20 protein-coding genes and 2 pseudogenes are annotated in these 24,226 nt (G+C 72.2%); 2 read left to right on the top strand and 20 right to left on the bottom strand.

Features of this window, described 5'->3' with window-relative positions:
• Nucleotides 1-3: 3 nt before the first annotated feature.
• The 9 genes and pseudogenes from LJB74_RS16815 to LJB74_RS16775 all read right to left on the bottom strand — a co-directional run bounded on the left by LJB74_RS16815 (nt 4) and on the right by LJB74_RS16775 (nt 9,755).
• On the bottom strand, nt 4-909 hold the full coding sequence (locus tag LJB74_RS16815; protein WP_259309614.1) for a hypothetical protein: 906 nt from the start codon (nt 907-909) through the stop codon (nt 4-6).
• Nucleotides 906-2,495, bottom strand: a complete 1,590-nt coding sequence (locus LJB74_RS16810) for a serine/threonine-protein kinase (RefSeq protein WP_259309613.1) — start codon at nt 2,493-2,495, stop codon at nt 906-908. The genes LJB74_RS16815 and LJB74_RS16810 overlap by 4 nt, the downstream gene beginning before the upstream one ends.
• Entirely contained in the window at nt 2,495-3,496 is a 1,002-nt protein-coding gene (locus LJB74_RS16805; protein WP_259309612.1) for an FHA domain-containing protein, read from the bottom strand. Before LJB74_RS16805 ends, LJB74_RS16810 begins: the two co-directional genes overlap by 1 nt.
• On the bottom strand, nt 3,468-4,328 hold the full coding sequence (locus LJB74_RS16800; protein WP_259309611.1) for a PP2C family serine/threonine-protein phosphatase: 861 nt from the start codon (nt 4,326-4,328) through the stop codon (nt 3,468-3,470). Before LJB74_RS16800 ends, LJB74_RS16805 begins: the two co-directional genes overlap by 29 nt.
• Before the next feature lie 74 nt (nt 4,329-4,402).
• Nucleotides 4,403-5,929 (bottom strand): S9 family peptidase, encoded by a 1,527-nt coding sequence (locus LJB74_RS16795; protein WP_259309610.1) that lies wholly within the window; start codon nt 5,927-5,929, stop codon nt 4,403-4,405.
• Between the two features lie 32 nt (nt 5,930-5,961).
• Nucleotides 5,962-6,873 (bottom strand): annotated as a pseudogene (gene era / locus LJB74_RS16790) (GTPase Era); the annotation flags it as partial.
• Nucleotides 6,874-6,901: 28 nt separating this feature from the next.
• Complete coding sequence (locus LJB74_RS16785) at nt 6,902-8,212, bottom strand: hemolysin family protein (protein ID WP_259309609.1); 1,311 nt, start codon at nt 8,210-8,212, stop codon at nt 6,902-6,904.
• Nucleotides 8,209-8,661, bottom strand: a complete 453-nt coding sequence (gene ybeY, locus LJB74_RS16780) for an rRNA maturation RNase YbeY (protein ID WP_259309608.1) — start codon at nt 8,659-8,661, stop codon at nt 8,209-8,211. Before ybeY ends, LJB74_RS16785 begins: the two co-directional genes overlap by 4 nt.
• Nucleotides 8,658-9,755, bottom strand: coding sequence for a PhoH family protein (locus LJB74_RS16775; protein WP_259309607.1), 1,098 nt, complete (start codon nt 9,753-9,755; stop codon nt 8,658-8,660). Before LJB74_RS16775 ends, ybeY begins: the two co-directional genes overlap by 4 nt.
• Before the next feature lie 200 nt (nt 9,756-9,955).
• On the opposite strand from LJB74_RS16775, the gene LJB74_RS16770 reads away from it, so the two are divergent.
• Nucleotides 9,956-10,492, top strand: coding sequence for a Gmad2 immunoglobulin-like domain-containing protein (locus LJB74_RS16770; RefSeq protein ID WP_259309606.1), 537 nt, complete (start codon nt 9,956-9,958; stop codon nt 10,490-10,492).
• Between the two features lie 27 nt (nt 10,493-10,519).
• Here the strand turns inward: LJB74_RS16770 and LJB74_RS16765 are convergent, their stop codons facing one another.
• From LJB74_RS16765 to hrcA, 3 genes are all read right to left on the bottom strand, one after another.
• Entirely contained in the window at nt 10,520-11,287 is a 768-nt protein-coding gene (locus LJB74_RS16765) for a 16S rRNA (uracil(1498)-N(3))-methyltransferase (RefSeq protein ID WP_259309605.1), read from the bottom strand.
• Between the two features lie 33 nt (nt 11,288-11,320).
• A complete protein-coding gene (dnaJ, locus tag LJB74_RS16760) occupies nt 11,321-12,445 on the bottom strand; it encodes a molecular chaperone DnaJ (protein WP_259309604.1) in 1,125 nt (374 codons plus the stop codon).
• Nucleotides 12,446-12,510: 65 nt separating this feature from the next.
• Entirely contained in the window at nt 12,511-13,542 is a 1,032-nt protein-coding gene (hrcA, locus tag LJB74_RS16755) for a heat-inducible transcriptional repressor HrcA (RefSeq protein WP_259309603.1), read from the bottom strand.
• A 203-nt stretch (nt 13,543-13,745) separates the two neighbouring features.
• Here hrcA and LJB74_RS16750 point away from each other — a divergent pair, with 203 nt between their 5' ends.
• Complete coding sequence (locus LJB74_RS16750) at nt 13,746-14,636, top strand: DUF3097 domain-containing protein (protein WP_259309602.1); 891 nt, start codon at nt 13,746-13,748, stop codon at nt 14,634-14,636.
• 21 nt (nt 14,637-14,657) lie between these two features.
• On the opposite strand, the gene LJB74_RS16745 is transcribed toward LJB74_RS16750, so the two are convergent.
• From LJB74_RS16745 to LJB74_RS16710, 8 genes and pseudogenes are all read right to left on the bottom strand, one after another.
• Nucleotides 14,658-15,113 carry a DUF2510 domain-containing protein gene (locus LJB74_RS16745; RefSeq protein WP_259309601.1) on the bottom strand — a complete coding sequence of 152 codons (456 nt, stop codon included), beginning with the start codon at nt 15,111-15,113 and terminating at the stop codon, nt 14,658-14,660.
• Between the two features lie 32 nt (nt 15,114-15,145).
• A complete protein-coding gene (locus LJB74_RS16740; RefSeq protein WP_259309600.1) occupies nt 15,146-15,868 on the bottom strand; it encodes a hypothetical protein in 723 nt (240 codons plus the stop codon).
• A 289-nt stretch (nt 15,869-16,157) separates the two neighbouring features.
• A pseudogene (gene hemW, locus LJB74_RS16735) lies at nt 16,158-17,398 on the bottom strand (radical SAM family heme chaperone HemW).
• The gene (gene lepA, locus LJB74_RS16730) at nt 17,395-19,284 is read right to left on the bottom strand and encodes a translation elongation factor 4 (protein ID WP_259310395.1); all 1,890 of its coding nucleotides are present in this window, start codon (nt 19,282-19,284) and stop codon (nt 17,395-17,397) included. Before lepA ends, hemW begins: the two are co-directional and overlap by 4 nt.
• Before the next feature lie 214 nt (nt 19,285-19,498).
• Nucleotides 19,499-20,575: a 2,3-butanediol dehydrogenase gene (locus tag LJB74_RS16725; protein ID WP_259309599.1), complete on the bottom strand. Its 1,077-nt coding sequence runs from the start codon at nt 20,573-20,575 to the stop codon at nt 19,499-19,501.
• A gap of 138 nt (nt 20,576-20,713) precedes the next feature.
• Complete coding sequence (locus tag LJB74_RS16720) at nt 20,714-21,553, bottom strand: transglutaminase family protein (protein WP_259309598.1); 840 nt, start codon at nt 21,551-21,553, stop codon at nt 20,714-20,716.
• A gap of 13 nt (nt 21,554-21,566) precedes the next feature.
• Complete coding sequence (locus tag LJB74_RS16715) at nt 21,567-22,496, bottom strand: alpha-E domain-containing protein (protein WP_259309597.1); 930 nt, start codon at nt 22,494-22,496, stop codon at nt 21,567-21,569.
• Nucleotides 22,490-24,097 (bottom strand): circularly permuted type 2 ATP-grasp protein, encoded by a 1,608-nt coding sequence (locus LJB74_RS16710; RefSeq protein WP_259309596.1) that lies wholly within the window; start codon nt 24,095-24,097, stop codon nt 22,490-22,492. Before LJB74_RS16710 ends, LJB74_RS16715 begins: the two co-directional genes overlap by 7 nt.
• Between the last annotated feature and the right edge of the window lie 129 nt (nt 24,098-24,226).

The following is a 24,226-nucleotide window of genomic DNA, read 5'->3' as shown; positions in this document are numbered from 1 at the left end:
CGTTCACCAGGACGGGAGCGGCCGGAGCCCCCGACCCCCGGTCGAGTACCGGGTCACGGCCCCGCTGTCGAGGTTCACGGACGCGAGCGCGGTCCGTCCGGAGACGAGCACCGCGTCCGAGCGTGGCCCGGGCTGCTGGAGGACCAGGCCGGTGCCGAGCGCCGAGAGGTCGACCGTCCGACCGGGCAGGAGCAGGGTCTGCGCGCTCAGCCCGACCGGCACGTCACCGACCGCGGTGAGCGCGTCGAGCCGGACGGCGGCCCCGTCCCCCAGGGTCCCGTCCGCCCGTCCGCTGACCGTGCCCCCCGCCCTGACGAGACGTCGGATCTGCCCATCGGCCGCCCTGACCGCCAGCACGGCGCCGCTCGTGGCCGCGACCGCCCGACCGCCCTCCCCGAGGGTGAGGTCCGGCGCCCGCCCTGTACCGAGCCGGTCGAGCGTGTCGATCCCGGTGATGCGCGTGGCGCCGTCGACCGGGTCGACCGACACCACGGTCCCGGCGGCCATGGTCACGACCGCGGTCGCCCCGACCGAGGTCGCCGGCCCGAGCGTCACCGTGGCCGGGTCGACCCGCGCCACGGTCCCGTTCTGGGTGAGCAGGACGTCCTCGGCGTCCTGCAGGACGTCGAACGTCGGGGTGGAGGTCACGACGCCACCGTTGAGCTCGTCGATCTGGGAGTTGAGCCGACCGAGCTTGAGCGCCGTCGCGTTCGTCAGCCACACGCCGCCGTCGTTCAGGTCGAGCCGAGCGACCGGCGATCCGGGGTAGACGACCACGAGCACGCCCAGCACCACGGGTGCCACGACCACCGCCGCTGCCGAGGTCCAGCGGCGTCTGCTCCGGCCGGGCCGGACGACGTCCCTCCACCGCTGTCGCAGGTGTGCTGCCGCGCCGGGCCACGACGTCATCGCACGCACCCGAGGACGGGCGTCGCCGACGCGCGACCATCGGCCCGGACGATCGACACCTCGATGCAGACCTCCGCCGCCGGGGTGCTCGGCGTCGGTCCGCGCTGCGCTGCGACCGGGACGGTGACCGTCGGCGCCGACACGAGGGCGAGCACCGGCTCCGTCGTCGCGGTCCGCAGCCCCCAGAGGTAGTGGTCGTCCGGCTTGGGCGACGGGTTGGTCCAGGTGAACGTCACCGAGCCGTCCGCCGCGCGGCTCCCCGTCAACCCGGTCGGGCTCGGGACGTCGTCGACGACGATCGTGGTGGAGGGGTCTCCCGACCCGAGCGGGCGGGCCGGCGCGTGCGCGGCACCGTTGACCGCGATCCCGATCGCGACCAGTGCGCCGGCGACGACGAGCCCCGCGGCGATGCCGCTCGCGCCACGCGGGAGACGTCGCCGGGTCGCGTGCTCAGCGGTCAGGACATCGGCCCCCCGCAGGCGTGCACGCCTCGTCTCGGCCTCCGCGCCCGGCTCGGCGGCGTCGGCGGCGGGCGTCGCGACGTGGGTCGTGTCGGGCATCACGACGGGCGTCGGCGCGACCAGTGGCTGCGGGCGGGTCTGCTCTCCCTCCGCATCGACCTGCACCACGGGCCGCACCCGGGTGGACTGGTCCACCTCGCGGAAGCCGTGCGGAGGCAGGACGTCCGAGACGGTCGCGGCCGGCGGCGCGGGGTCGTCCTCGATGTCGATGGCCGTCTGCGGCAGGTGGAGCTCGGCCTCGACCTCCCGGAACGCGCGTGCGACGGCCAGGGCGGACGGGAAGCGTCTGGCGGGATCCTTGTCCATCGCCCGGGCGAGGACCCGCTGCAGGGAGTCCGGGACGTCCCCGCGCCCGGTCGGGGGCAGCACCGCACGCTCGATCCGGGCGATCAGGTCAGGGGTCGAGTTGGGGCCGTCGGGGATCTCGAACGGCGACCTGCGCGCGAGCAGCGAGTAGACGGTCGCGGCGAGCGAGTAGACGTCCGCCCGCGCGTCGCCTGTCGGCTCGTCGGCCAGCAGCTCCGGCGGCGTCCACGGGACCGACATGCCGATCGACGACCCTTCGGCGAGCCCGATCGTCTCCGCGATCCCGAAGTCCGTCAGGGCCGGCCAGCCGAAGTCCGTCGTCAGGACGTTCGCCGGCTTGATGTCGCGATGCAGGATCCCGGCGCGGTGGGCGGTCTCGACGGCGGCGGCGAGCCGCACACCGATGCGCAGCGCCTCCGCGACGGCGATGCGCTCGGACCGGTAGCGGGCCCCCAACCCGGGGCGTGAGCAGTACTCCATGACCAGGTACGGACGGCCGTCCGACGCGATGCCGGCATGGTGGATCGTGACGATCGACGGATGGTGGGACAGCTGGGCCATGGTGTTGGCCTCGGACTGGAACCTGCGCTGCGACTCCGCGTCGAGGGAGCTGGACAGCAGCACCTTGACCGCCACGCGTCGACGTGGCAGCAGCTGCTGGTAGAGGAAGACGTCGGCGAACCCTCCGAGCCCGAGGACCCGGATGTACTCGTACCCCTGGATGACCGGGGGGTCCTGCGCCTCCCGCGACGCACTCATCATCCGCGCTCCACGGTGAAGGTCACCCCTTCTCCCAGGTCGACGACGGCACCGGGCCGCAGCACGGTCGGCTCACCCGGGTGGAGGCGACGCGCGGGCTCGCCGTACGGGGTGAGGAGGACCCCGTTGGTCGAGTGCAGGTCCGTGACGAGGACGTCGTCCCCCTCGACCCGCACCTCGGCGTGGGTGCGGGAGATGTCCTGCTCCGGGCTTGCGACCGTGACCAGTCGCGGGAGCTCGGCATTGGTGACCCGCGAGACCTGTGGCGCCCGGCCGAGCAGCACGGCACGGTCCAGCGCGACGACGAGTCCGGTCGAGAGCCGGAGCCGCGCCGGTGCGCCGGTGGACGACGGACGGGCCCCGTCACCGGAGGTCCGCTCGGCGGGCCAGGCACGCGGCTCCAGGGCAGCGGGGACGTCGGTCGCCCGTCGTCCGCCGAGGCGACCCCCGTTCGGGTCGCGGCGGCCGCTGTCGCCGAGGACGGCCGCAGGCGCGCCGACCCGCGGGCGTTCGATCGTCAGCTCGTCGACCTGGCTGCTGGTCGCGGCGGACCGGAGCTGGATCCGCACCGCGTCGGCCGTGACGACGGCGGCGAGCACCGGCAGGTGGATCCCCGACCTCTTGCGCCGGTCGACCCGCGCAGTCGGCACCGCGCGGACCCGCACGAGCTCGACGTCCTCGACGACCTGCTCGGTCAACGAGCCCGACGTGTGGCCGCCGAGCAGTGACGGGGCGCCGTGCGCGATCACCTCGACCTCGACGCCGCCACGGACGACCGCGCGGACGCGACCCCCGGCGATGTCGACGATCGCCAGGTCCGGGAGGTCGTCGATGCGCACCCGCTCGAACAGCGCCACCTGTCCGTCGAGGCCACCACCGCCACGCAGGTTCGCCCAGGAGTCGCGGACGAGAGCGGCGGGCGCCGACGGGTCGAGCATCACGACGAGCCCCTCCGCGACGATCGCGTACCACTCACCCTGCGTGTACTCGGGGATGATCATCGATCGCCCTCTCCCTCGTTCGTCTCGCCAGGACCGCTGGTCCCGGCGTCTTCCCCCACGTCGCCGCACGACGTGGTGCGACGCGATCGTGCCGGGACGGTCCGGTCACGTCTGTGTCATCGGCACCTGAGGCCACGTCCACGACCACGACGCTCACATTGTCTCGACCGCCTGCCGCGATCGCGCGGCTCACGAGCCCGCCGGCGGCGTCCTGCGGAGAGCGGTACTGGCGCAGCGCGTCGGCGATGGACCCCGGACCGAGCTCCCGGGACAGGCCGTCGGTGCAGATCAGCAGCCGATCGTGCTCTCCGGCCGGGATCATCCAGTAGTCCGGTTCGGACTCGCCGGTGGTGCCGAGAGCCCGGGTGATCACGTGCCGCTTCGGGTGCCCGTCGGCCAGATGGGCGGCCAGCTCGCCGCTGTCGACGAGCTCCTGCACGACCGAGTGGTCGACGGTGATCTGGTCGAGCACCCCGCCCACCCACCGGTACACGCGCGAGTCACCGATGTTGAACACGAGCCAGTACGCGCTCGCGCCGACCGACGTGACCGCCACGCCGGCGACCGTCGTGCCGGCGCGCGTGCCGGCGAGCTCCGCGACGAGACGCTCCCCGGTCCGCCGGAAGCACGCGTGGATCTCGTCGGGTGAGGCGACCTCCTGGCCGACGAGGCGTGCGAACTCCTCGACGGCCACCCGGCTCGCCTCGGCGCCGCCCGCCTCGCCCCCCATGCCGTCGGCGACCAGGAACACCGGCGCGGATGCGAGCAGGGCGTCCTCGTTGGTGTCACGTGACAGCCCACGGTCGGTGGCCGACCCCCATGTCGTCCGCACGCCGCTCCTCCTGCCGTCCGGACGCCCGCCCCGTGCCCGCGCGGCCGCGTTCGCCGCCGCGCATGCGGACGCCCTCAGATCCCGAGCTGGTAGATGCCCCAGTACGCCAGCACACCGAGAAGGACGACCACTCCGGTCAGCGGCAGCCAGAGCACCAGCGAAGCGAGGGTACCCCGCGCGAGGCGCGCTCCAGGGACCTGGCGCACCGACCGCATCCTGTCGATGAGCACGACGGCCGCGACGACGACGGCGATGCCGAGCATGCGCTCGGCCACCCACCCACCGGTCACGACCCAGGCGTCCTTCTCGTAGCTCACGGCGAGCTTCGCGACGGTCACGAGGTACCAGACGAGGGCGACGACGGCGGCCAGGGTGCCACCGGACACCGCGGCGAGCGGTGCAGCGAGGCCGGGGGCCAGTCGCCTCGACCGCAGCTGCGCCAGACCCCGACGGGTCCGTCTCCGGTTCGCCGCCCCGACCGTCGTGGTGGCCACGAGCTCGATGGCCGCACCGAGGAGGATCAGGGCGGCGGAACCGACGACCGAGGCCACGATCACGTCTCCGTCACCCAGCCACCGCGGGACCGGGACCGGGCCCGCCTCGTAGGTCTGCGTGGGTTGAGCGCCGGCGATCCGGGGCCACGCCGCCGCCGTGGCCGGGAGTCCACCGACCCAGTCCGTGAGGTCGCGCAGGAAGACCGGTGACACGGTGCCGTCCACGCGGAGCCCGTGGTTCGCGCCGGCGTAGTAGCGCACCGTGTAGTCCTCGTTCCCGGCGATCGCGGTGTCCTCGATGACCTGCTGGGCGCCCTGCACGATCGGCATCGACGCATCCGCGGTGCCGTACACCACCAGCACCGGCTGACGCATCTGGCGCAGGTACGGTGCGACGTCGAAGTCGACGTAGTCGAAGCCGCCACCGGGCGGGGTGATCCCCACCGCGCGCGGGATCGCCCGGAACACACCGTTCGGGACCCCGGTCCGGCGGAGGTAGTTGTCCGTCGCGAACGCCGCCTGCTGGCGGGGTGGGACGATCGGTGCCGAGACGAGGACGACGAACGCCAGCCCAGGGTCCTCGGCGGCCATCACCGGGATGATCCAGCCGCCCTCGCTCTCGCCGTACACACCGACCTTCGACGGGTCGACGTCCGGCTGGGCGCGCAGCAGGTCGACCGACCTCAGGTAGTCGCCGGCCATCGAGACGTAGTTCCGGTACCGGGTCGTGTAGTTCTCGAGCCGCTTGTTGGGCACCATCGCCACGATCCCCGCCGCCGCGAGCGCGTGCGCCTGGGCCAGGAAGGCCACGGTGAACTTGCCGGTGCCGGCACCGTGCACGAACACCACGCCGGGCCGCTTGCCGGGTGCCCCGACCGGCTCGCTGATCTGCGCCTCGACCGTGCCGCCGTCGAGCTGGACCGTCACGATCCGGGTACGGACCTCGTAGTGCTGCTCGGCCGGCGCATGCCCGATCGCGGTGTCGGTGGTCTGGACCTGGATCGGGTCCGTCAGGGGTACCGGGTTCCACTGCGGACCGGTGACCGCCCCGAAGATCGCCAGGATCAGCAGCCCGACCACGGTGCGGGTGAGGATCCGGTAGGGCACCTCGCGATCCTACGTGCTCACCGTCGGCCGGCTCAGAAGCCCATCCGGCCGAGCTGCTTGGGGTCCCGCTGCCAGTCCTTCGCGACCTTGACGTGCAGGTCGAGGAAGACCCGTGCGCCCAGAAGAGCCTCGATCCCCCGGCGCGCCTGGCTGCCGACCTCCTTCAGCCGGGCCCCGCCCCGACCGATCACGATGGCCTTCTGGCTGTCGCGTTCGACGTAGAGGTTGACCCGGACGTCGAGCATCGGCGGCCGGCCGTCGTCGGCACCTCCCTCGCGCGGCACGATCTCCTCGACGACCACGGCGAGCGAGTGCGGGAGCTCGTCGCGGACACCCTCGAGGGCGGCCTCGCGGACCAGCTCGGCGACCATCACGGCCTCGGGCTCGTCCGTCAGCTCGCCGTCCGGGTACAGGGGCGGGTTGACCGGGAGGTGCCCGACGAGGATGTCGGCGAGCACGTCCACCTGGTACCCGTCGACGGCGGAGACCGGGACGATGTCCGCCCACTCGCCGAGCGCGGCGATCGCGAGCAGGTGCTCGGTGAGCCGTCCCTTGGTGACGAGGTCGGCCTTGGTGGCGATCGCCACGACCGGTGGTCCCTGGCGACCGCTGGCGAGCTCGGAGAGCTGGGCGGCGATGTACCGGTCGCCGGGGCCCACCTTCTGGTCAGCAGGCAGGCAGAACCCGACGACGTCGACCTCGGTCAGGGTGTCGCGCACGAGGTCGTTGAGGCGTTCACCGAGCAGCGTGCGCGGCCGGTGGAGCCCGGGGGTGTCCACGAGGATCAGCTGGGCGTCCGCGCGGTGCACGATCCCGCGGATCGTGTGCCGCGTCGTCTGGGGCCGGCCCGACGTGATCGCGACCTTCTGCCCGACGAGCGCGTTGGTGAGGGTCGACTTCCCGGCGTTGGGTCGGCCGACCAGGCACGCGAAGCCCGCGCGGAAGGACTCCGGCGGGGTCGGGGGGCAGTGCTCATCGGTGTGCTCCGTGGTGCTCGTCGTCGGGCCTCTCGAGAGCGCTGAGCTCCTGAGAGGTGTCGGGGTCGTGCGGGTCGCTGATCCGCACCAGCAGCGTCGAGACCTGTCGTCGTCGCCCGTCGGCACGTTCCGCGACCAGGTGCAAGCCGTGGATGTCGCCCGTCGCCCCGGGGAGCGGCACCTTCCCGATGGCCTTCGCCAGAAGTCCACCGGCGGTGTCGACGTCGTCGTCCTCGACGTCGAACCCGAAGAGCTCGCCGAGATCGTCCTTGGAGAGCCGGGCCGGTACACGATACAGGCCGGCACCGAGGTCCTCGACCGGGACGACGCTCCGGTCGTGCTCGTCGACGAGCTCGCCGACGATCTCCTCGAGCGCGTCCTCGATCGTCACCAGGCCGGCGACCCCGCCGTACTCGTCCACGACGATCGCCAGGTGCGACGCCCCCTGCTGCAGCTCGCGCAGGAGGTCGTCGACCGGCTTGGACTCGGGGACGAACACCGCGGGTCGGGCGACCGAGGAGACCGGCTCGGTCGCCGACTCCGGCGCCGTGTGCAGACGCCGCGTGACGTCCTTCAGGTACAGCACCCCACGCAGGTCGTCGACCGAGTCGCCGATCACGGGGATGCGCGAGTAGCCGGAACGCAGCAGCAGCGCCAGCGCCTTGCGCAGGGGCGTGCCGGCCGTGGTGACGACCATGTCCGTGCGGGGCACCATGACCTCGCGCGTCAACGTGTCGCCCAGCTCGACGACCGAGCGGAACAGCATCCGCTCCTTGCCGTCGATCACGTCGGACTCACTGACCCGCTGGACCATGTCGCGCAGCTCGTCCTCGTCGATCTCGCCGTCGTGCGCGGCGATCGGCACGAGCCGACGGATCGGCACCGTGACGGCGACCGCAGCGGTCAGCAGGCGCGACAGGACGGTGAGGGTCGCGACCGGATGGTCCCGGCCCAGGGTCCGCGGGCTGAGCCGGACGAGGAGCAGCGCGACGACCGCGCAGACCAGGGCGGACACCAGCAGGACGATCCACCAGGTCGGGAGCAGCGTCGCGACGACGAGCGTGAGGCACGTGCTCGCGACCATCTCACTGATGATCCGGACGAACGCGGCGGACGAGGCCGTCCGGGCGGGATCCTCGGTGAGCTGGTGGACGCGCACCGAGCCCGGTCGACGCTCGGCCAGGAGGTCGCCGACCGCAGCGCGGGTCACCCGTCGTACGGCGACCTCGCCTGCGCTGAGGGCCGCCGCCAGCAGGATCCCGAGCGCGGCGAGGGCCAGCAGCAGGCCGACGGGTGCCGAGATCATCGGCCGGCGAGGAACGTGAGCAGCAGCGTTCGCTGGAGCGCGAACATCTCCTTCTCCTCCGCGGGCTCGGCGTGGTCGTAGCCGAGGAGGTGCAGGATCCCGTGCGTCGTCAGCAGCAGCAGCTCCTCGGTCGTGGAGTGCCCGGCCTCCCGTGCCTGCCGCGCTGCGACCTCGGGGCACAGGACGACGTCGCCGAGCAGCCCCGGCGGGGTGGGCTCACCCTCGCGTCCCGGTCGCAGCTCGTCCATCGGGAACGACAGGACGTCGGTCGGGCCCGGCTCGTCCATCCACTGCACGTGCAGCTCGGTCATCACGTCGGCCGTGACCATGACGACCGAGAGGTCCGTCTGCGGGTGCAGGTGCATGGCGTCGAGCACGAACCGCGCGAGCGCGGCGAACTCCGCCTCGTCGACGGCGACCCCGGACTCGTTGTTGACCTCGATGCTCATCGGGTGGGCTCCTCCCCCGTCGTGGACCGCGTGTCGGACCCGCCGGTCGGCGGCGTCCGGACGATCCTCGGCCCGTGGCCGTCGTCGTGACCGTGCCGGCTGTCCCAGCGCGAGTAGGCGTCGATGATCTCGCCGACCAGGCGGTGGCGGACGACGTCGCCCGAGTCCAGACGGCAGAACGCGACGTCGTCGATGCCCTCGAGGACGTGCTCGACGATCCGCAGCCCCGACGGCGCGCCCTGCGGCAGGTCGACCTGGGTCACGTCACCGGTCACGACGACCTTGCTCCCGAACCCGAGGCGGGTCAGGAACATCTTCATCTGCTCGGCCGACGTGTTCTGCGCCTCGTCGAGGATGACGAACGCGTCGTTCAGGGTCCGGCCACGCATGTACGCGAGCGGTGCGACCTCGATCGTGCCGGCCTCCATGAGCCGCGGGATGGACTCCGGGTCCACCATGTCGTGCAGCGCGTCGTACAGCGGTCGCAGGTAGGGGTCGATCTTCTCGCTGAGCGACCCGGGCAGGAACCCGAGCCGCTCGCCGGCCTCGACCGCCGGCCGGGTCAGCACGATCCGCGTGACCTGGCGCGCCTGCAGCGCCTGCACCGCCTTCGCCATCGCGAGGTACGTCTTGCCGGTTCCGGCCGGTCCGATGCCGAACGTGACCGTGTGCCGGTCGATCGCGTCGACGTAGTGCTTCTGCCCCGTCGTCTTGGGTCGGATCGTCCGCCCGCGCGAGGAGAGGATGTTCAACGAGAGCACGTCGGAGGGGCGGGTGGTCGCTGAGCTCGCGAGCATCTGCACCGAACGCGTGACCACGTCGGGACTGAGCGGCGCACCGTTCGCGGCCATCTCCACGAGCTCGTCGACCAGCCGGGCGACCAGGGCGACGTCTCCGGCCGGGCCGGCGAGCGAGATCTGGTTGCCCCGTGCGTGGATGTCGACGGCCTGAAACCCGCCCTCGATCGCCCGGAGGACCTCGTCGTCGCGGCCGAGGAGCTCGACCATCGACACCTCGGGGGCCACCGTGATCCGGTTCTCGACACGTGCGGCTGACCTGTCGCCGTGACCGCGTGACGCTGTGCTCTCCGCCATGTGCTCGGCTTGCGCCGCTGCGCTCCTTCAGTCACGCCTGTCGCCGTCCGACAGGGATGTCGTCGAGTCTACCGACGACTCGCGTCCGGGCACGGAGCGCGTCGCCGCGCCTGAAGGAGAGGGATCGGGGTACGTTCGAGGGACTCGCGAACCACGAGGCGTCGCTCCTCGGTGCCACGACGTGAAGGAGGGGACTGCCCATGAGCACGATCCGAGCCCGACGACGGGCACAGGCCGCAGCCGGGATCGTCACCCTGCTCGCGCTGGCGACCGTGTCCGGATGCGCGTCCACCGGGAGCACCGGTGCGACGCCGACCGGCACGTCGGCGTCCGCCGCACCGACGACGGCCACGGTGCCCCCGGCGACGGCGACGCTGTCGCCGCAGTCGACGGCGACCGACCAGCCGCTGCCCTCGAACCAGCCGTCCGCCGGCGTGAACGTGATCACGACGCCGATGCCGGGGTCGACGGTCTCCGGACCCGACGTCACCATCTCCGGCAGCGGCTCTGCCTTCGAGGGCACGCTGAACTGGGAGATCGTCCCGGCCGGCGGCACCACCCCGGTGGCCAGCGGCTTCACGAACGCCGGTGCGAACGGCACGCCGGGACCCTTCACGTTCACCGCGACCGTGCCGACCGGGACGCTGACAGTCGCCGTGTGGGAGCCGGACATGTCGAACGGCGAGTCCGGCACGACTCGGCACAACCTCGTGACGGTGACGTTCACCGTCTCCTGACGGCACGTCAGTCGGCGTGCGGACCGGTCATCCCCAGTAGCCGAGCCGTTGGGCGAGCAGGGCGAGAGCCACCGGTCCTGCCGTCGAGGTCCGCAGCACGTGCGGGCCGAGCCGCACCGTCTGGGCGCCCGCACCCTCGAGGGCGCTCACCTCGCGTTCGCTGATGCCGCCCTCCGGACCGACGACCACGAGGATCTGGGCGCCGGTGCGCGCCGACGGGAGACGGACCGTCGCGAGGGGCTGGTGGGCGTCCTCGTGCAGCACCAGGGCCGTCCCACCGCCGGCCACGGTGTCCGAGACACGCGCGACCAGCCCGGCGCCGTCCACCGCCGTTCCCACGACCGGCATGCGCGCACGGCGGGACTGCTTCGAGGCCGCACGTACGGTGCCGACCCAGCGTGCCCGGCTCTTGGCCGCGCGGTCGCCGCGCCAGACCACGATCGACCGATCGGCCTGCCAGGGCAGCACCTCGTCGGCACCGACCTCGGTCGCGGCCTCGATCGCGAGCTCGTCCCGGTCGCCCTTCGCGAGCGCCTGGACGAGCACCAGCCCGATCTCCGGCTCCGGCTCGACGACGTGCTCGCGGACCTCGAGGTGCACGCCCGTCGCGTCGACCGCGAGCACCACACCGCGGAGCCGCACGCCCGCCCCGTCGACGACGTCCACGCGCTCACCGGGAGCGCGTCGCTGCACGACGCCGGCGTGCCGGCCCTCGGCACCGTCGAGCAGGTACGTCGACCCGACCGTCGCGCCGTGCAGCGACCCCTGCTCGGCGAGGAACACCGGCGCGCTCATGCCGTTCCCGTCACGTCGACTGCCAGGTCACGCTCAACGCCCGCTGAGCTTGTCGCGCAGCTTGGCGAACACCCCCGGGTGCACCGCCGAGAGCCGCCCTTCCGGCCGCTGCTCCCCACGCAGCTCCGCGAGACGGCGCAGCAGCTCGACCTGCTCCTCGTCCTCCGGGGCGGGCACCTGCACCTCGATGTGCACGTCGAGGTCGCCCCGTCCGCCGGTGTGCAGGTGCCCGACGCCCAGCCCCTTGAGCGTGATGACCTGACCCGGCTGCGTGCCCGGTCGCAGGTCGATCTCCTGCATCCCGTCCAGGGTGTCCAGCTCGAGCACGGTGCCGAGCGCCGCCGCCGTCATGGGCACCTCGAGCGTGCAGTGCAGGTCGTCGCCGCGCCGCACGAACGTCTCGTGGTTGCGCTCGCGGACCTCGAGGTAGACGTCGCCGGCCGGCCCACCTGCCGGGCCCACCTCGCCCTGCCCCGTGAGCTTGATCCGGGTCCCCGTGTCGACGCCTGCCGGGACGTCGACGGAGAGCGTGCGACGGCTGCGGACCCGGCCCTCGCCCGCGCACTCGGTGCAGGGCTCCGGGATCACGGTGCCGAATCCGTGGCACGCGGCGCACGGGGCGGAGGTCATGACCTGGCCGAGGAACGACCGGGCGACCCGCTGCACCGATCCTCGCCCGCCGCACACGTCACAGGTGCGCGGCGAGCTCCCGGGTCGGCAGCACGAGCCCTCGCACGTCGGGCACAGCACCGCGGTGTCGACCTGGAGCTCGCGGTGCGCACCGAAGGCCGCCTCGGCGAGGTCGATGTCGAGCCGGAGCAGGGCGTCCTGGCCGCGACGTGCGCGCGGGATCGGGCCGCGCTGACCGGCCGACTGCGCCGCACCGAAGAACGTCTCGAAGATGTCCTGGAAGCCGAAGCCACCGCCCATGCCGCCACCAGGTGCGGACGGGTCGGCCCCCATGTCGTAGGCCTGCCGCTTCTCCGGGTTGGAGAGCACCTCGTAGGCACGCGAGACGTCCTTGAACCGGTCCTCGGTCTGCATGCCCTCGCCCGCGACGTCCGGGTGGAGCTCACGCGCGAGCTTGCGGTAGGCCTTCTTGATCTGGTCGGTGCTCGCGTCGCGCGGCACGCCGAGGATCTGGTAGTAGTCGCTCACTGATCACTTCCTGCAGGGGACATGGGTGGACCGGCGGCGGCCGGCGGAGGTCACGGGAGTGCGGCTCACCCGGCGAGGACCCGGGAGAGGTACCGGGCGACCGCACGGACGGATGCGATCGTGCCCGGGTAGTCCATGCGCAGCGGGCCGATCGACCCGATCCGCGCGAGGCTGGCGTCGTCTCCGCCGTACCCGCTCGTCACGAAGCTGGTCTCGACCAGCCCTTCGTGGTGCGTCTCGCGCCCGATCCGCACGGACACGCTCGCGGCGTCGTCGGCCATCTCGCTGAGCAGCCGGAGCAGCACGACCTGCTCCTCGAGGGCCTCGAGGACCGGGCCGAGCGTGTGCGTGAAGTCGTGCGCACCGGTCCGGGCGAGGTTCGCCGTGCCGGCGAGCACCAGACGCTCCTCGCTCTCCTCGGCGAGCGTCTCCTCGACGACCTGGACCACGGCCCGGACCAGCGCCTGGTCCGTGCTCGGGAACGCCTCCGCGAGCTCGCCGAGCGGGACGACGAGCTCGGAGAGCCGCCGGCCCGTCGCGACGACGTTGAGGCGTACCCGCAGCAGCGCGACGGTCTCCTCGGAGAGCGCAGGGGCGATCGTCGTGAGGTCCAGGGTGCGCTGCTCGACGCGGCCGGTGTCGGTGATGATGACGACCAGGAGCCGGTGCTCGCCGAGGTCGACGAGCTCGAGGTGACGCAGGGCCGACCGGCGGAGCGACGGGTACTGGACGACGGCGACCTGCTGGGTGAGCTGCGCGAGCAGGCGCACGGCACGGTCGACCACGTCGTCGAGGTCCACCGCTTCCTCGAGGAACGACTGGATGGCCCGCTTCTCCGGGCTCGACATCGCCTTGACGGTTGCGAGCCGGTCGACGAACAGCCGGTACCCACGATCCGTCGGCACGCGACCGGCCGACGTGTGGGGCTGGACGATGTAGCCCCCTTCCTCGAGGGCAGCCATGTCGTTGCGGATCGTCGCCGACGAGACCCCGAGGGAGTGCCGTTCCACGAGTGCGCGCGAGCCGACGGGTTCACGCGTGACCACGTAGTCCTCGACGATCGCGCGCAGCACGTCGAGCCTGCGGTCGTCGCTCACCGTGACCTCCCTGCGTCGTGTCGGTGTCGCGCCGGGTGATCTGCCCGGTGCGGCGGTCGTGTTCGGTCGCTCGCCTTCCTCGCCTCCCGGTGGCACTCCGGGGTGGCGAGTGCCAATTCTACGCGGCCGAGCCGCGCGTGTCGGGGACGACGCCCGCACACCGCCTCCTCGGTGAACGCCGGTGCGCGTCCTAGGCTTCCCGGGTGACGTCCCGACCCCCTGCCTCGACGCGCCCGGACCGTCCCGACCGCTACGGCTCCGACGTGCTGTCGACGCCCACGACGGGCCATCGGACGGCGCGCCGCTCGGTGCCGACACCGGCCGAGCAGGGCCTGGTGGTCGAGGAGGTCACGACCGGCTGGGTCGGTGCGGTGACCCGCGTCGAGAAGTCGGGCGGTCTTCACGTCGTCGTCCTCGAGGACCGGCGCGGACGCACCCGCACGTTCCCGCTCGGACCGGGCTTCTGGGTGGACGGCGCACCCGTCGAGCTCACGCCGCCGCGGCCGGTGCCGGCGCCGTCGGCGCCCACCCGGACCGCGTCGGGGTCACGTGCGGTCGCCGGGGCACGCGCACGCGTCGCCCGTGGGTCACGCATCTGGGTCGAGGGCAAGCACGACGCCGAGCTCGTGGAGAAGGTGTGGGGCGACGACCTGCGGATCGAGGGCGTGGTGGTCGAGCTGCTCGACGGTGTCGACAACCTGCCGGACGCGGTGCGGGACTTCGCACCCGAGCCCGGCCGTCGCCTCGGCGTGCTGGTCGACCACCTCGTGCCCGGGAGCAAGGAGAGTCGCATCGCTGAGGCGGTCATGCGCGCCGCGCCTCGCGGGACGGTCGTCGTGCTGGGGCACCCGTATGTCGACGTGTGGCAGGCCGTCCGGCCGGAACGCCTCGGGCTCTCCGGCTGGCCGACGATCGAGCGTGGCGTCGAGTGGAAGCACGGCATCCTCCGCGAGCTCGGCTGGCCGGCCGCGGATCAGGCGGACGTCGCACGGGCCTGGCAACGGATCCTGGGATCCGTGCGGTCCTACGCGGACCTCGAGCCGTCGCTCCTCGGGCGGGTCGAGGAGCTGATCGACTTCGTCACCGCTCCCTGACCGGCGCCGAGCGGCCTCCGGTCAGAGCCGCATCGCGGCACGACGGTTCCGGTTGGCCCATGCGTGCACCAGGGCGCCGAGCAGCGGTGCCGACGCCGAGCGGATCACGTACGTCACGCGACCGCCGTAGCCCGGGTACGCGACCGACATCGTGACCCGGGACTCGGTGGCGTCGACCGAGGCGATCGTCCAGAGCGGCAGCTCCTCGGGAGGCCGTCCGGTGCCGGGCTCGTGGACCCAGATGCGGTGCGTCGTCAACCGGTGCCCCTCGCCGTCCCACAGCACCTGCTCGACGGCCGGCACCGCCACCTGCCCGATCGGCTCCCGGCTGCGGTACGTCCCGGTGACGACGTCCGCGGACCACAGGACCCCGTCCCACCAGCGGAGCTGCCAGTCACCGGACGGGTCGGGGTACCACCCGGCGCTCACGCCGTGGAGGTACCCCGACCCGGGGTGGGGCGACGGCCCCTGCGTCATGCGTGTGCTGCTCTCGGTTCAGGACGCCTCCGTCAGGGGGCGACGGGCTCGCCGAGCATGCGGCGGTACATGTAGGCCGTCGCGATCATCGTGAGCGGGAACGCGATCAGCTGGCCGACACCGCAGACCAGCGCACCGATGGCCTGCACGACGTAGACGGCAAGGAAGAGCACGACGACCGTCCCGAGGTTCTTGTTGACCAACGAGAAGCTCGACTTGATCGCCTCGACCGCGCCCTGCTGCTTGTCGAGGACGAAGTACAGGGCGAACTGGGCGAAGAACGCGAACACGATGCCCGGGAGGACGCACAGCACCACTCCGACACCGGTGCCGAGGCCGATCAGCAGCGACGCCCCGATGACTCCCCCGAGGTTGTCGAACTGGAAGAAGGTCTTGAACTCGAGCGGCCGGCCGTACGTGATGTGCAGGGCGCCGCGGACCATCCCGGCCTGGGCCAAATACCCGAGAAGGATGATCACGATGTAGAAGACGATCGACCCGAAGCCGAAGCCGGCACCGAACATCCCCGACGAGCTGCCGTACGGGTCGTTGTTCGCTGCCGTCACCGCTGACGCGATGAGCGCGAAGTAGAACGCGCCACCGATGACGGCGATCACCGCACCGTAGACGAGCACCGCCAGGAGGATCGGCCCGACGTTCGCGGTGAACTTGGTCCAGCCGTAGTTGAACGCCTCACCGATACCGACCGCCTGCGGGCCGCCGGGGGCACCGTAGGGCTGAGGTGCCGGCGGCATCGCTCCGGGGGGACCGTAGCCACCACCAGGGGGCGGCGGGTAGCTGCCCGCGGGCGGAGGGGGGTACGCGCCAGGCGGCGGAGGGTACGCCCCGGGCGGCGGGACTGCACCCGCAGGAGGCTGCTGAGGCTCGTTCTCGTCGCGCGGCGTGCCGCCCGGTCCGTTCTCGGTCATGGTCATCCTTCGGTCCGATCGCAGGTGACTCCGGTCGAACCACCCGCACCGCTGACAGAGAATCGAAATGTGGAGGTCGTGTCAAGGACCTGCGTATGAGCAGGCTGTGTCCCACCTAGTCGGTGAGGGCCCGGACCACCGCATCGGCCAGGAGCCGCCCTCGACGGGTGAGGAGCACGCGACGCCCCTGGCCGTCCGCGCCGAGTGCCGCGCCACCGTCGACGAGCCCGTCCGCCACCAGGGCGGCGACGCCCCGCCGGGACTCGGGCCCGAGCTCGCCGAGCGGCAGACCGCCGCTGAGCCGGACGCCGAGCATCACCCGTTCGAGCCGGGCGGAGTCGTCGTCGAGCACCTCACGACCGGCCGCCGGGCTCAGCCCGTCCGCGAGCCGCGCCGCGTACGCACGCGGGTGCTTGACGTTCCACCAGCGCACCCCGCCGACGTGGCTGTGGGCACCGGGTCCGACACCCCACCAGTCCGCGCCCCGCCAGTAGGCGAGGTTGTGCCGGCACGCGTGCGCCGTCGTCCGCGCCCAGTTGCTGACCTCGTACCAGTGCAGACCCGCGTCGGCGAGCAGGTCGTCGGCGATCTCGTACTTGAGGGCCTGGTCGTCCTCGGTGGGCAGGGTGAGCTCCCCCGGCGCACCTGGGTAGCCATCCGGGTGCCCGGCTCGACGACCAGCGCATACGCAGACACGTGGTCGACCCCGGTCGCGAGTGCCGCCTCGACGCTCGCACGCCAGTCGTCCACCGACTCCCCCGGCGTGCCGTAGATCAGGTCGAGGGACACCGCAAGACCGACGTCCCGCGCCCAGCGCACGACGTCGGGCACCCGGCGTGGGTCGTGCGTGCGCTCGAGCGTGGCCAGGACGTGCGGCACCGCCGACTGCATGCCGAAGGACACGCGGGTGAAGCCGGCGGCGGCCAGCCCCTCGAGCTCGTCCGGGCCCACGGAGTCCGGGTTGGCCTCGGTCGTCACCTCGGCGTCGTCGGCCAGCCCCCACGTGTCACGGACTCCGTCGAGCAGCATGGCGAGGTCGGCGACCGGCAGGACCGTGGGCGTCCCGCCCCCGACGAACACCGTCGCAGCAGGCCGGTCGGGCAGTCCCGCGCGGCGCATGACCTCGCCCCCGAGCGCGATCTCGCGCAGGGCGGTCGACGCGTAGGCGTCCCGGCTCGCGCCGCCGCCGAGCTCGGTCGCGGTGTAGGTGTTGAAGTCGCAGTAGCCGCAGCGCACGGTGCAGAACGGCACGTGCAGGTAGACCCCGAAGTCCCGCGTCGCCGCGCCGTCCACCACCATCGCCGGGAGCGCGCCGTCCTCCGGAGCGGGCTCGCCGTCGGGCAGGGCCGGGCTCACTTCTTGTCCTTGGTGTCCTTGCCGCCCGAGGCGTCGGAGGAGAGCGCCGCGATGAAGGCCTCCTGGGGGACGTCGACGCGGCCGATGGTCTTCATGCGCTTCTTGCCCTCCTTCTGCTTCTCGAGGAGCTTGCGCTTGCGGGTGATGTCCCCGCCGTAGCACTTGGCGAGCACGTCCTTGCGCATGGCGCGGATCGTCTCGCGGGCGATCACGCGGGCACCGATCGCCGCCTGGATCGGCACCTCGAACTGCTGGCGCGGGATCAGCTCACGCAGCTTGCCGGTCATCATCACGCCGTACGCGTACGCCTTGTCCTTGTGCACGATCGAGCTGAACGCGTCGACCTGCTCACCCTGGAGCAGGATGTCCACCTTGACGAGGTCGGCGGCCTGCTCGCCGGACGGCTCGTAGTCGAGCGACGCGTAACCGCGGGTCTTGGACTTCAGCTGGTCGAAGAAGTCGAAGACGATCTCCGCGAGGGGCAGCACGTACCGCAGCTCGACGCGGTCGGCGGACAGGTAGTCCATCCCCTGCATCGTGCCGCGCCGCTCCTGGCACAGCTCCATGATCGAGCCGATGAACTCGCTCGGCGCGAGGATCGTCGCCTTCACGATCGGTTCGCGCACCTCGACGATCTTGCCGCCGGGGAACTCGCTCGGGTTCGTCACCGTCAGCACCGACCGGTCCTCGAGGGTGACCTCGTAGACGACGTTCGGGGCGGTCGAGATCAGGTCGAGGTTGAACTCGCGCTCGAGCCGCTCGCGCACGATCTCCAGGTGCAGCAGCCCGAGGAACCCGACCCGGAACCCGAACCCGAGGGCGACCGAGGTCTCGGGCTCGTAGTGCAGCGCCGCGTCGTTCAGCTTGAGCTTGTCGAGGGCGTCGCGCAGCAACGGGTAGTCCGACCCGTCGATCGGGTAGAGCCCCGAGAAGACCATCGGACGGGGGTCGTGGTACTCGGCGAGCGCCGTCTCGGCCGGCTTGCTCGCGTTGGTGACCGTGTCGCCGACCTTGGACTGGCGCACGTCCTTGACGCCGGTGATGAGGTACCCGACCTCCCCGATGCCGAGCCCACCCGTCGGGATCGGCTCGGGCGAGATCACGCCGATCTCGAGCAGCTCGTGCGTCGCGCGGGTGGACATCATGACGATCCGCTCGCGGGGGCTGAGCTGACCGTCGACGACGCGCACGTAGGTCACGACACCGCGGTAGGTGTCGTAGACCGAGTCGAAGATCATCGCCCGTGCCGGCGCGTCAGGGTCACCGCCGGGGGCCGGCACGCGTTCGACGATCCGGTCGAGCAGCTCCAGGACGCCGGCGCCGGTCTTGCCGGACACGCGCAGCACGTCCTCCGGGTCGCCGCCGACCAGGCCGGCGATCTCGTCGGCGTACTTCTCGGGCTGGGCGGCCGGCAGGTCGATCTTGTTGAGCACCGGGATGATCGTGAGGTCGTTCTCCATCGCGAGGTACAGGTTCGCGAGGGTCTGCGCCTCGATGCCCTGCGCCGCGTCGACGAGCAGCACCGCGCCCTCGCACGCCGCGAGCGAGCGCGAGACCTCGTAGGTGAAGTCGACGTGCCCCGGGGTGTCGATCATGTTGAGGGCGTACGGCGTCGACCCGCCGGACGTGTCGACCACCGCCCAGGGCATGCGGACCGCCTGGGACTTGATCGTGATGCCCCGCTCGCGCTCGATGTCCATCCGGTCGAGGTACTGCGCACGCATCGAGCGCGCGTCGACCACCCCGGTGAGCTGGAGCATGCGGTCGGCGAGCGTCGACTTCCCGTGGTCGATGTGCGCGATGATGCAGAAGTTGCGCAGGAGCTCAGGAGCCGTGGCCGACGGGCGGATGCGGCTGAGCTGGTCGGCGCTGGGGATCGGGGACACGCGAAGGTACTCCGGAGGGTCGAGGTCGACGACAGGTTCGGCACGGGGTGACGCCGGGATCGGCGCGGCGGTGGTGGTCATGACTGGTCATGACTGGCCATGACTGGTTCTGACTGGTTCTGACTGGTTCTGACGAAGGACCGCACCACCGGCAGCCGAGACGGCCTGGCCCATGATCCCACGGGCCGGGCCGTCCCGACGTCACCTCACCGTCTCAGAGCCCCCGCCCCGACGGCGAGACGAGGATCTTCACCGCCGTCTCGTTGTGGTGGATCAGGGTGTCGAAGCCCTCGTCGATCAGGTGGTCCAGCCCGATCTTCCCGGTGATGAACGGGGCCAGGTCGATCTTGCCCGCCTCGACCAGGGCGATCACCGCCGGGTGGGAGTTGACGTAGGCGATCGTGCCGCGCACGTCGAGCTCCTTGAGCACGATCTTCTGCATGTCGAACGCGCCGGGGTGACCCCAGATGGACACGACCACGAGCACGCCGTGCGGCTTCAGCGCGTCCACCAGGGTGTCGAGCGCAGGCTGCACCGAGGTGCACTCGAACCCGACATCGGCTCCCGCGCCGCCGGTGAGCTCGCGGACCTTGGCCACGACGTCGACGGCCCGCGGGTCCAGGACGTGCTGCGCGACGCCCGAGTCGAGCGCCTTCTGCCGACGCAACGGGCTCGGCTCGCTGATGATCACCGTGGCACCGAGCGCCTTGACGATCGCCGAGGTCAGCAGCCCGATCGGGCCCGCTCCGGTGACCAGCACCGTCTCCCCGGCCGTGACGCCGCTGCGCTCGGCCGCGTGGTAGCCGACCGAGAGGGGTTCGATGAGTGCTGCCTGGTCCAGCGGAACGGAGTCCGCCACGCGGTGGGCCCAGCGGCGCTTGACGACGATCCTCTCGCCGAGCCCGCCGCCGCCTCCGCCGAGGCCGATGAAGTTCATGTCCCGCGAGAGGTGGTAGTCGCGGCTCGCCGGCCCGGTGTCCACGTCGTCGTGCAGGATGTACGGCTCGACGACGACATGGTCGCCGACAGCCAGATCCGTGACGCCCTCACCGACGGCGTAGACGACGCCGGACATCTCGTGCCCCATCGTGATCGGTGCGCTCTCCCCGCTGATGGGCTGCGGATGCCCCGCGGGCGGGATGAAGATCGGCCCCTCCGTGTACTCGTGCAGGTCGCTGCCGCAGATCCCGCACCAGGCGACGTCGATGCCGACCGTGCCCGGGGTGACGAAAGGCTCTGCGATCTCCTCGACACGGATGTCCCCACGGTCGTAGTAGCGCGCAGCTCTCATGGTCCATCTCCTTTGATGGTGACGACCGGGCAGTGGTCGCCCGGTCAACTTCGATCCTGCTCGCCTTGGCGCGCGCTGTCCTGGTGGCCGGTATCGACCTCGGTGCAGGGGCTCGTGCCCGCCGCCAGGTGCGCCGCCTCAGGCCTCCTGGGTGATGTGCACCTGGACGTCGAGCACGTCGGTGCTCGTACCCGCGTAGATCCCCCGCAGCGGCGCGACGTCCTGGTACTCGCGACCGCGGGCGAGCACGACGTGGTGCTCCCCCGCTGGGGCCCGGTTGGTCGGGTCGAAGCCCGTCCACTGGCCCGCCCACCACTCGACCCACGCATGCGACTCGCCGGTGACGGTCTGGCCCGTCTCGGCGCCCCGCATCGGGTGCAGGTAGCCGGACACGTAGCGCGCCGGGATGCCGACGCTGCGCAGCGCGCCGAGAGCCAGGTGCGCCATGTCCTGGCAGACGCCCGTGCGCGCGTCCCACGCCTCGACGGCCGGGGTGTGCACCGCGGTGACCCCGGGCACGTACTCGAGCTCGTCCCGCAGCAGGAGGCAGATCGCCTCGGCGGCCCGGGCCGGTGCGAGCCCGCGCGCGGCCTCCGCCGCGAGCGCGACGACGTCGGCAGGCGCCGCCGTCGTCGGCGTGTCGGCCAGCAGCTCCGCCATGCGGTCCGTCACCTGCGGGCTGCGCAGGTCCTCCCAGCCCACGTCGGCGACCGCAGCGCGTGGGGGGTGCACCTCGACCCGCGAGCTCGACGTGATGGTGAGCGTGTCGTGCGGGACGGACACCTCGAAGGCCGTGACGGCGCTGCCCCAGTAGTCGCGGTAGTCGTGCCGCCACGTGCACGGCGCGACGTCGAGCGTCGCCGCGAGCACCGTCTGCCCGTGGTCCGACACGGGAGTCAGGCGCGCCTCGTTGAACGAGGCGGTCACCTCCCCGGCGTACCGGAACGTCGTCGTGTGCACCACGCTCAGGCGCCTCATGCGCGCACCTCCGTCACAAGGCCTCGCCCACCCAGGTCGTCGTCGCCCGGGACGGGAAGTAGCGGGCGCGCACCTCGTCGCTCGCCGCCGAGCACGCGCGCTGGACCGTCTCCATCTTCGCCGGGAGCCGGTCGAGGACGTCGCGCAGGGGCCGGTACTCGAGGCTCGTACGGGCATGCCCGAGCCGCATCCGCGCCTCGTCCTCGGACGCTCGCTCGCCGGGCGGGCCGAGGACGGCGAGGCACGCCTCGGCCTCGGCGAGCGCGTGGACGATCGATCGCGGGAAGAGCTGGTCGCGGAGCAGGAACCCGGCCGCGCTGTCGTCCGAGTCGATGCCGCGGTAGCGACGCAGGTAGGCCTCGTGGGCGCCGCACGACCGCAGGAGCAAGGACCAGGTCGGTCCGCCGGCGCCGGCGAGCGCCCGCATCGTCAGGAGTCGCGCGGTCATGTCCGCCCGTTCGATCGACCGACCGAGGACGAGGAACCGCCAGGTGTCGTCGCGGGCGGTGGCGGAGTCGACGATCCCCGCGACGACGGCCGCACGCTCGCGCACCCAGCGGAAGTACTCGTGGGGGCGGGACGGGTCGAGGTGCGACGGCAGCTGGTTCCACGTCGCGTTGACCGCCTCCCACAGCTCGGTCGAGATCACCTCGCGGGCACGCCGCGCGTTCTCGCGCGCAGCGAGCAGGGCGCCGGCGATCGCGGCCGGTGACTCACGGTCGTACGCGAGGATCGCGAGCACCTGCGCGCGACCGACGGGCTCGTCCGCAGGTGGTGCGGCGGAGTCCATGACCGAGAGCAGCGACCGGCACGCCAGGTCCTCCTCGGCCCACGGGTCCTCGAGCAGGCTCTGCACGTGCACGTCGAGCAGCCGGGCGGTGTCGTCGGCGCGCTCGATGTACCGGCCGATCCAGAACAACGACTCGGCGATCCGGCTCAGCACGGTGCCACCTCCCGGTCGCCCCGATCCGATGGCAGGTCCGGCGGCAGCAGGGTCTGCTGCTGCTGCATCGACTGGGCGCGCCGGTCGTCGGGGTTCGTGTCGATCGGCACCGACGAGCCGACCGGGACGGCCTGCGGGTGCTCCGCGACCCGGGTGGACCGCACAGGCGGGTGCCCACCGAGCACCCAGGTGTCCTTCGAGCCGCCGCCCTGCGAGCTGTTGACGACGAGCTCGCCCTCGGGGAGCGCCACCCGTGTGAGCCCGCCCGGGAGGACCCAGACGTTCTCGCCGTCGTTCACGGCGAACGGTCGAAGGTCGACGTGCCGGGGCCGCAGGCCGTCCTCGACGAGCGTCGGGACGGTCGAGAGCTGGACGACGGGCTGCGCGATCCAGCCGCGCGGGTCGCGACGGAGCCGCCCACGCAGCCGGTCGAGCTCGGCCGGCGACGCGGCGGGACCGATCACGAGCCCCTTGCCCCCGGAGCCGTCGACCGGTTTGACGACGAGCTCGGCGAGCCTGTCGAGCACCTCCTCGAGCGCACCCGGGTCCTCCAGCCGCCAGGTGTCGACGTTCGCGATCAGCGGTTCCTCGCCCAGGTAGTACCGGATCAGGTCCGGGACGTAGGTGTAGACGAGCTTGTCGTCGGCCACGCCGTTGCCGACGGCGTTCGCGATCGTCACGGTGCCGAGCCGGGCGCACGTCATGAGCCCGGGGCTCCCGAGCAGCGAGTCCTGCCGGAACGCGACCGGGTCGAGGTACTCGTCGTCGACGCGGCGGTAGATCACGTCGACCCGGCGACGCCCCTGGGTGGTCCGCATCCACATGCGGCCGCCGGCGCAGAACAGGTCACGCCCCTCGACGAGCTCGACGCCCATCGTGCGGGCGAGCAGCGAGTGCTCGAAGTACGCGCTGTTGAAGACCCCCGGGGTCAGGACCACGACGGTCGGGTCGTCGACACCGGCGGGCGCCGCGGCGGTCAGAGCGGCGAGGAGCCGGCGCGGGTAGTCGGACACCGGGCGGATGCGCAGCGCGGCGAACAGCTCGGGGAAGGTCTGCGCCATCGCGCGGCGGTTGGACAGGACGTAGCTCACGCCGCTCGGGACGCGGACGTTGTCCTCCAGGACGCGGAAGTCCCCGAGCTCGTCGCGCACCAGGTCGATGCCGGCAACCTGGACCCGGACGCCGTTCGGCGGGTCGATCCCGTGCGCCGCCCGATGGAAGTGGGTGGACGACGTGATCAGGGAGTGCGGGACCACGCCGTCGGCGACCGCCCGCTGGCGCCCGTAGACGTCCGCCAGGAACGCCTCGAGCGCCCGGACCCGCTGCGCCACCCCGGGAGAGACGGCGTCCCAGACGTGACCGTCGATCACGCGCGGGGCGACGTCGAGGGGGAAGGGCCGCTCCTCCCCCGCGAAGTCGAACGTGACGCCCTGGTTGAGGTAGGAGCGCGCCAGGGCGTCGGCGCGACCGCGCAGCTCGCTCTCCGACATCTGCACGAGCGTGTCGCGCACGTGCGCGTAGGCCGGCCGCACCGCGCCGGTGCGGTCGAACACCTCGTCCCACGCGGCGCCCGCGGGGTAGCCGTCGAAGAGGTCCGCCATGCCGGGACCATAGTCCGCCCGTGCTACGGGGACGTTACGGGCGACCACCGCGAACTGATATCAGATTTCCAGAAAACTGATATCGTCTTTCTTGCGGCCCACGGCGGCCGCTCGCACGGGCCCGCGACC

The organism is Cellulomonas sp. P24, from assembly GCF_024704385.1.
GTDB lineage: Bacteria > Actinomycetota > Actinomycetes > Actinomycetales > Cellulomonadaceae > JAJDFX01.
Note: the sequence above shows the minus strand (reverse complement) of the source record. Positions and strands in the feature narration are given on the sequence as shown.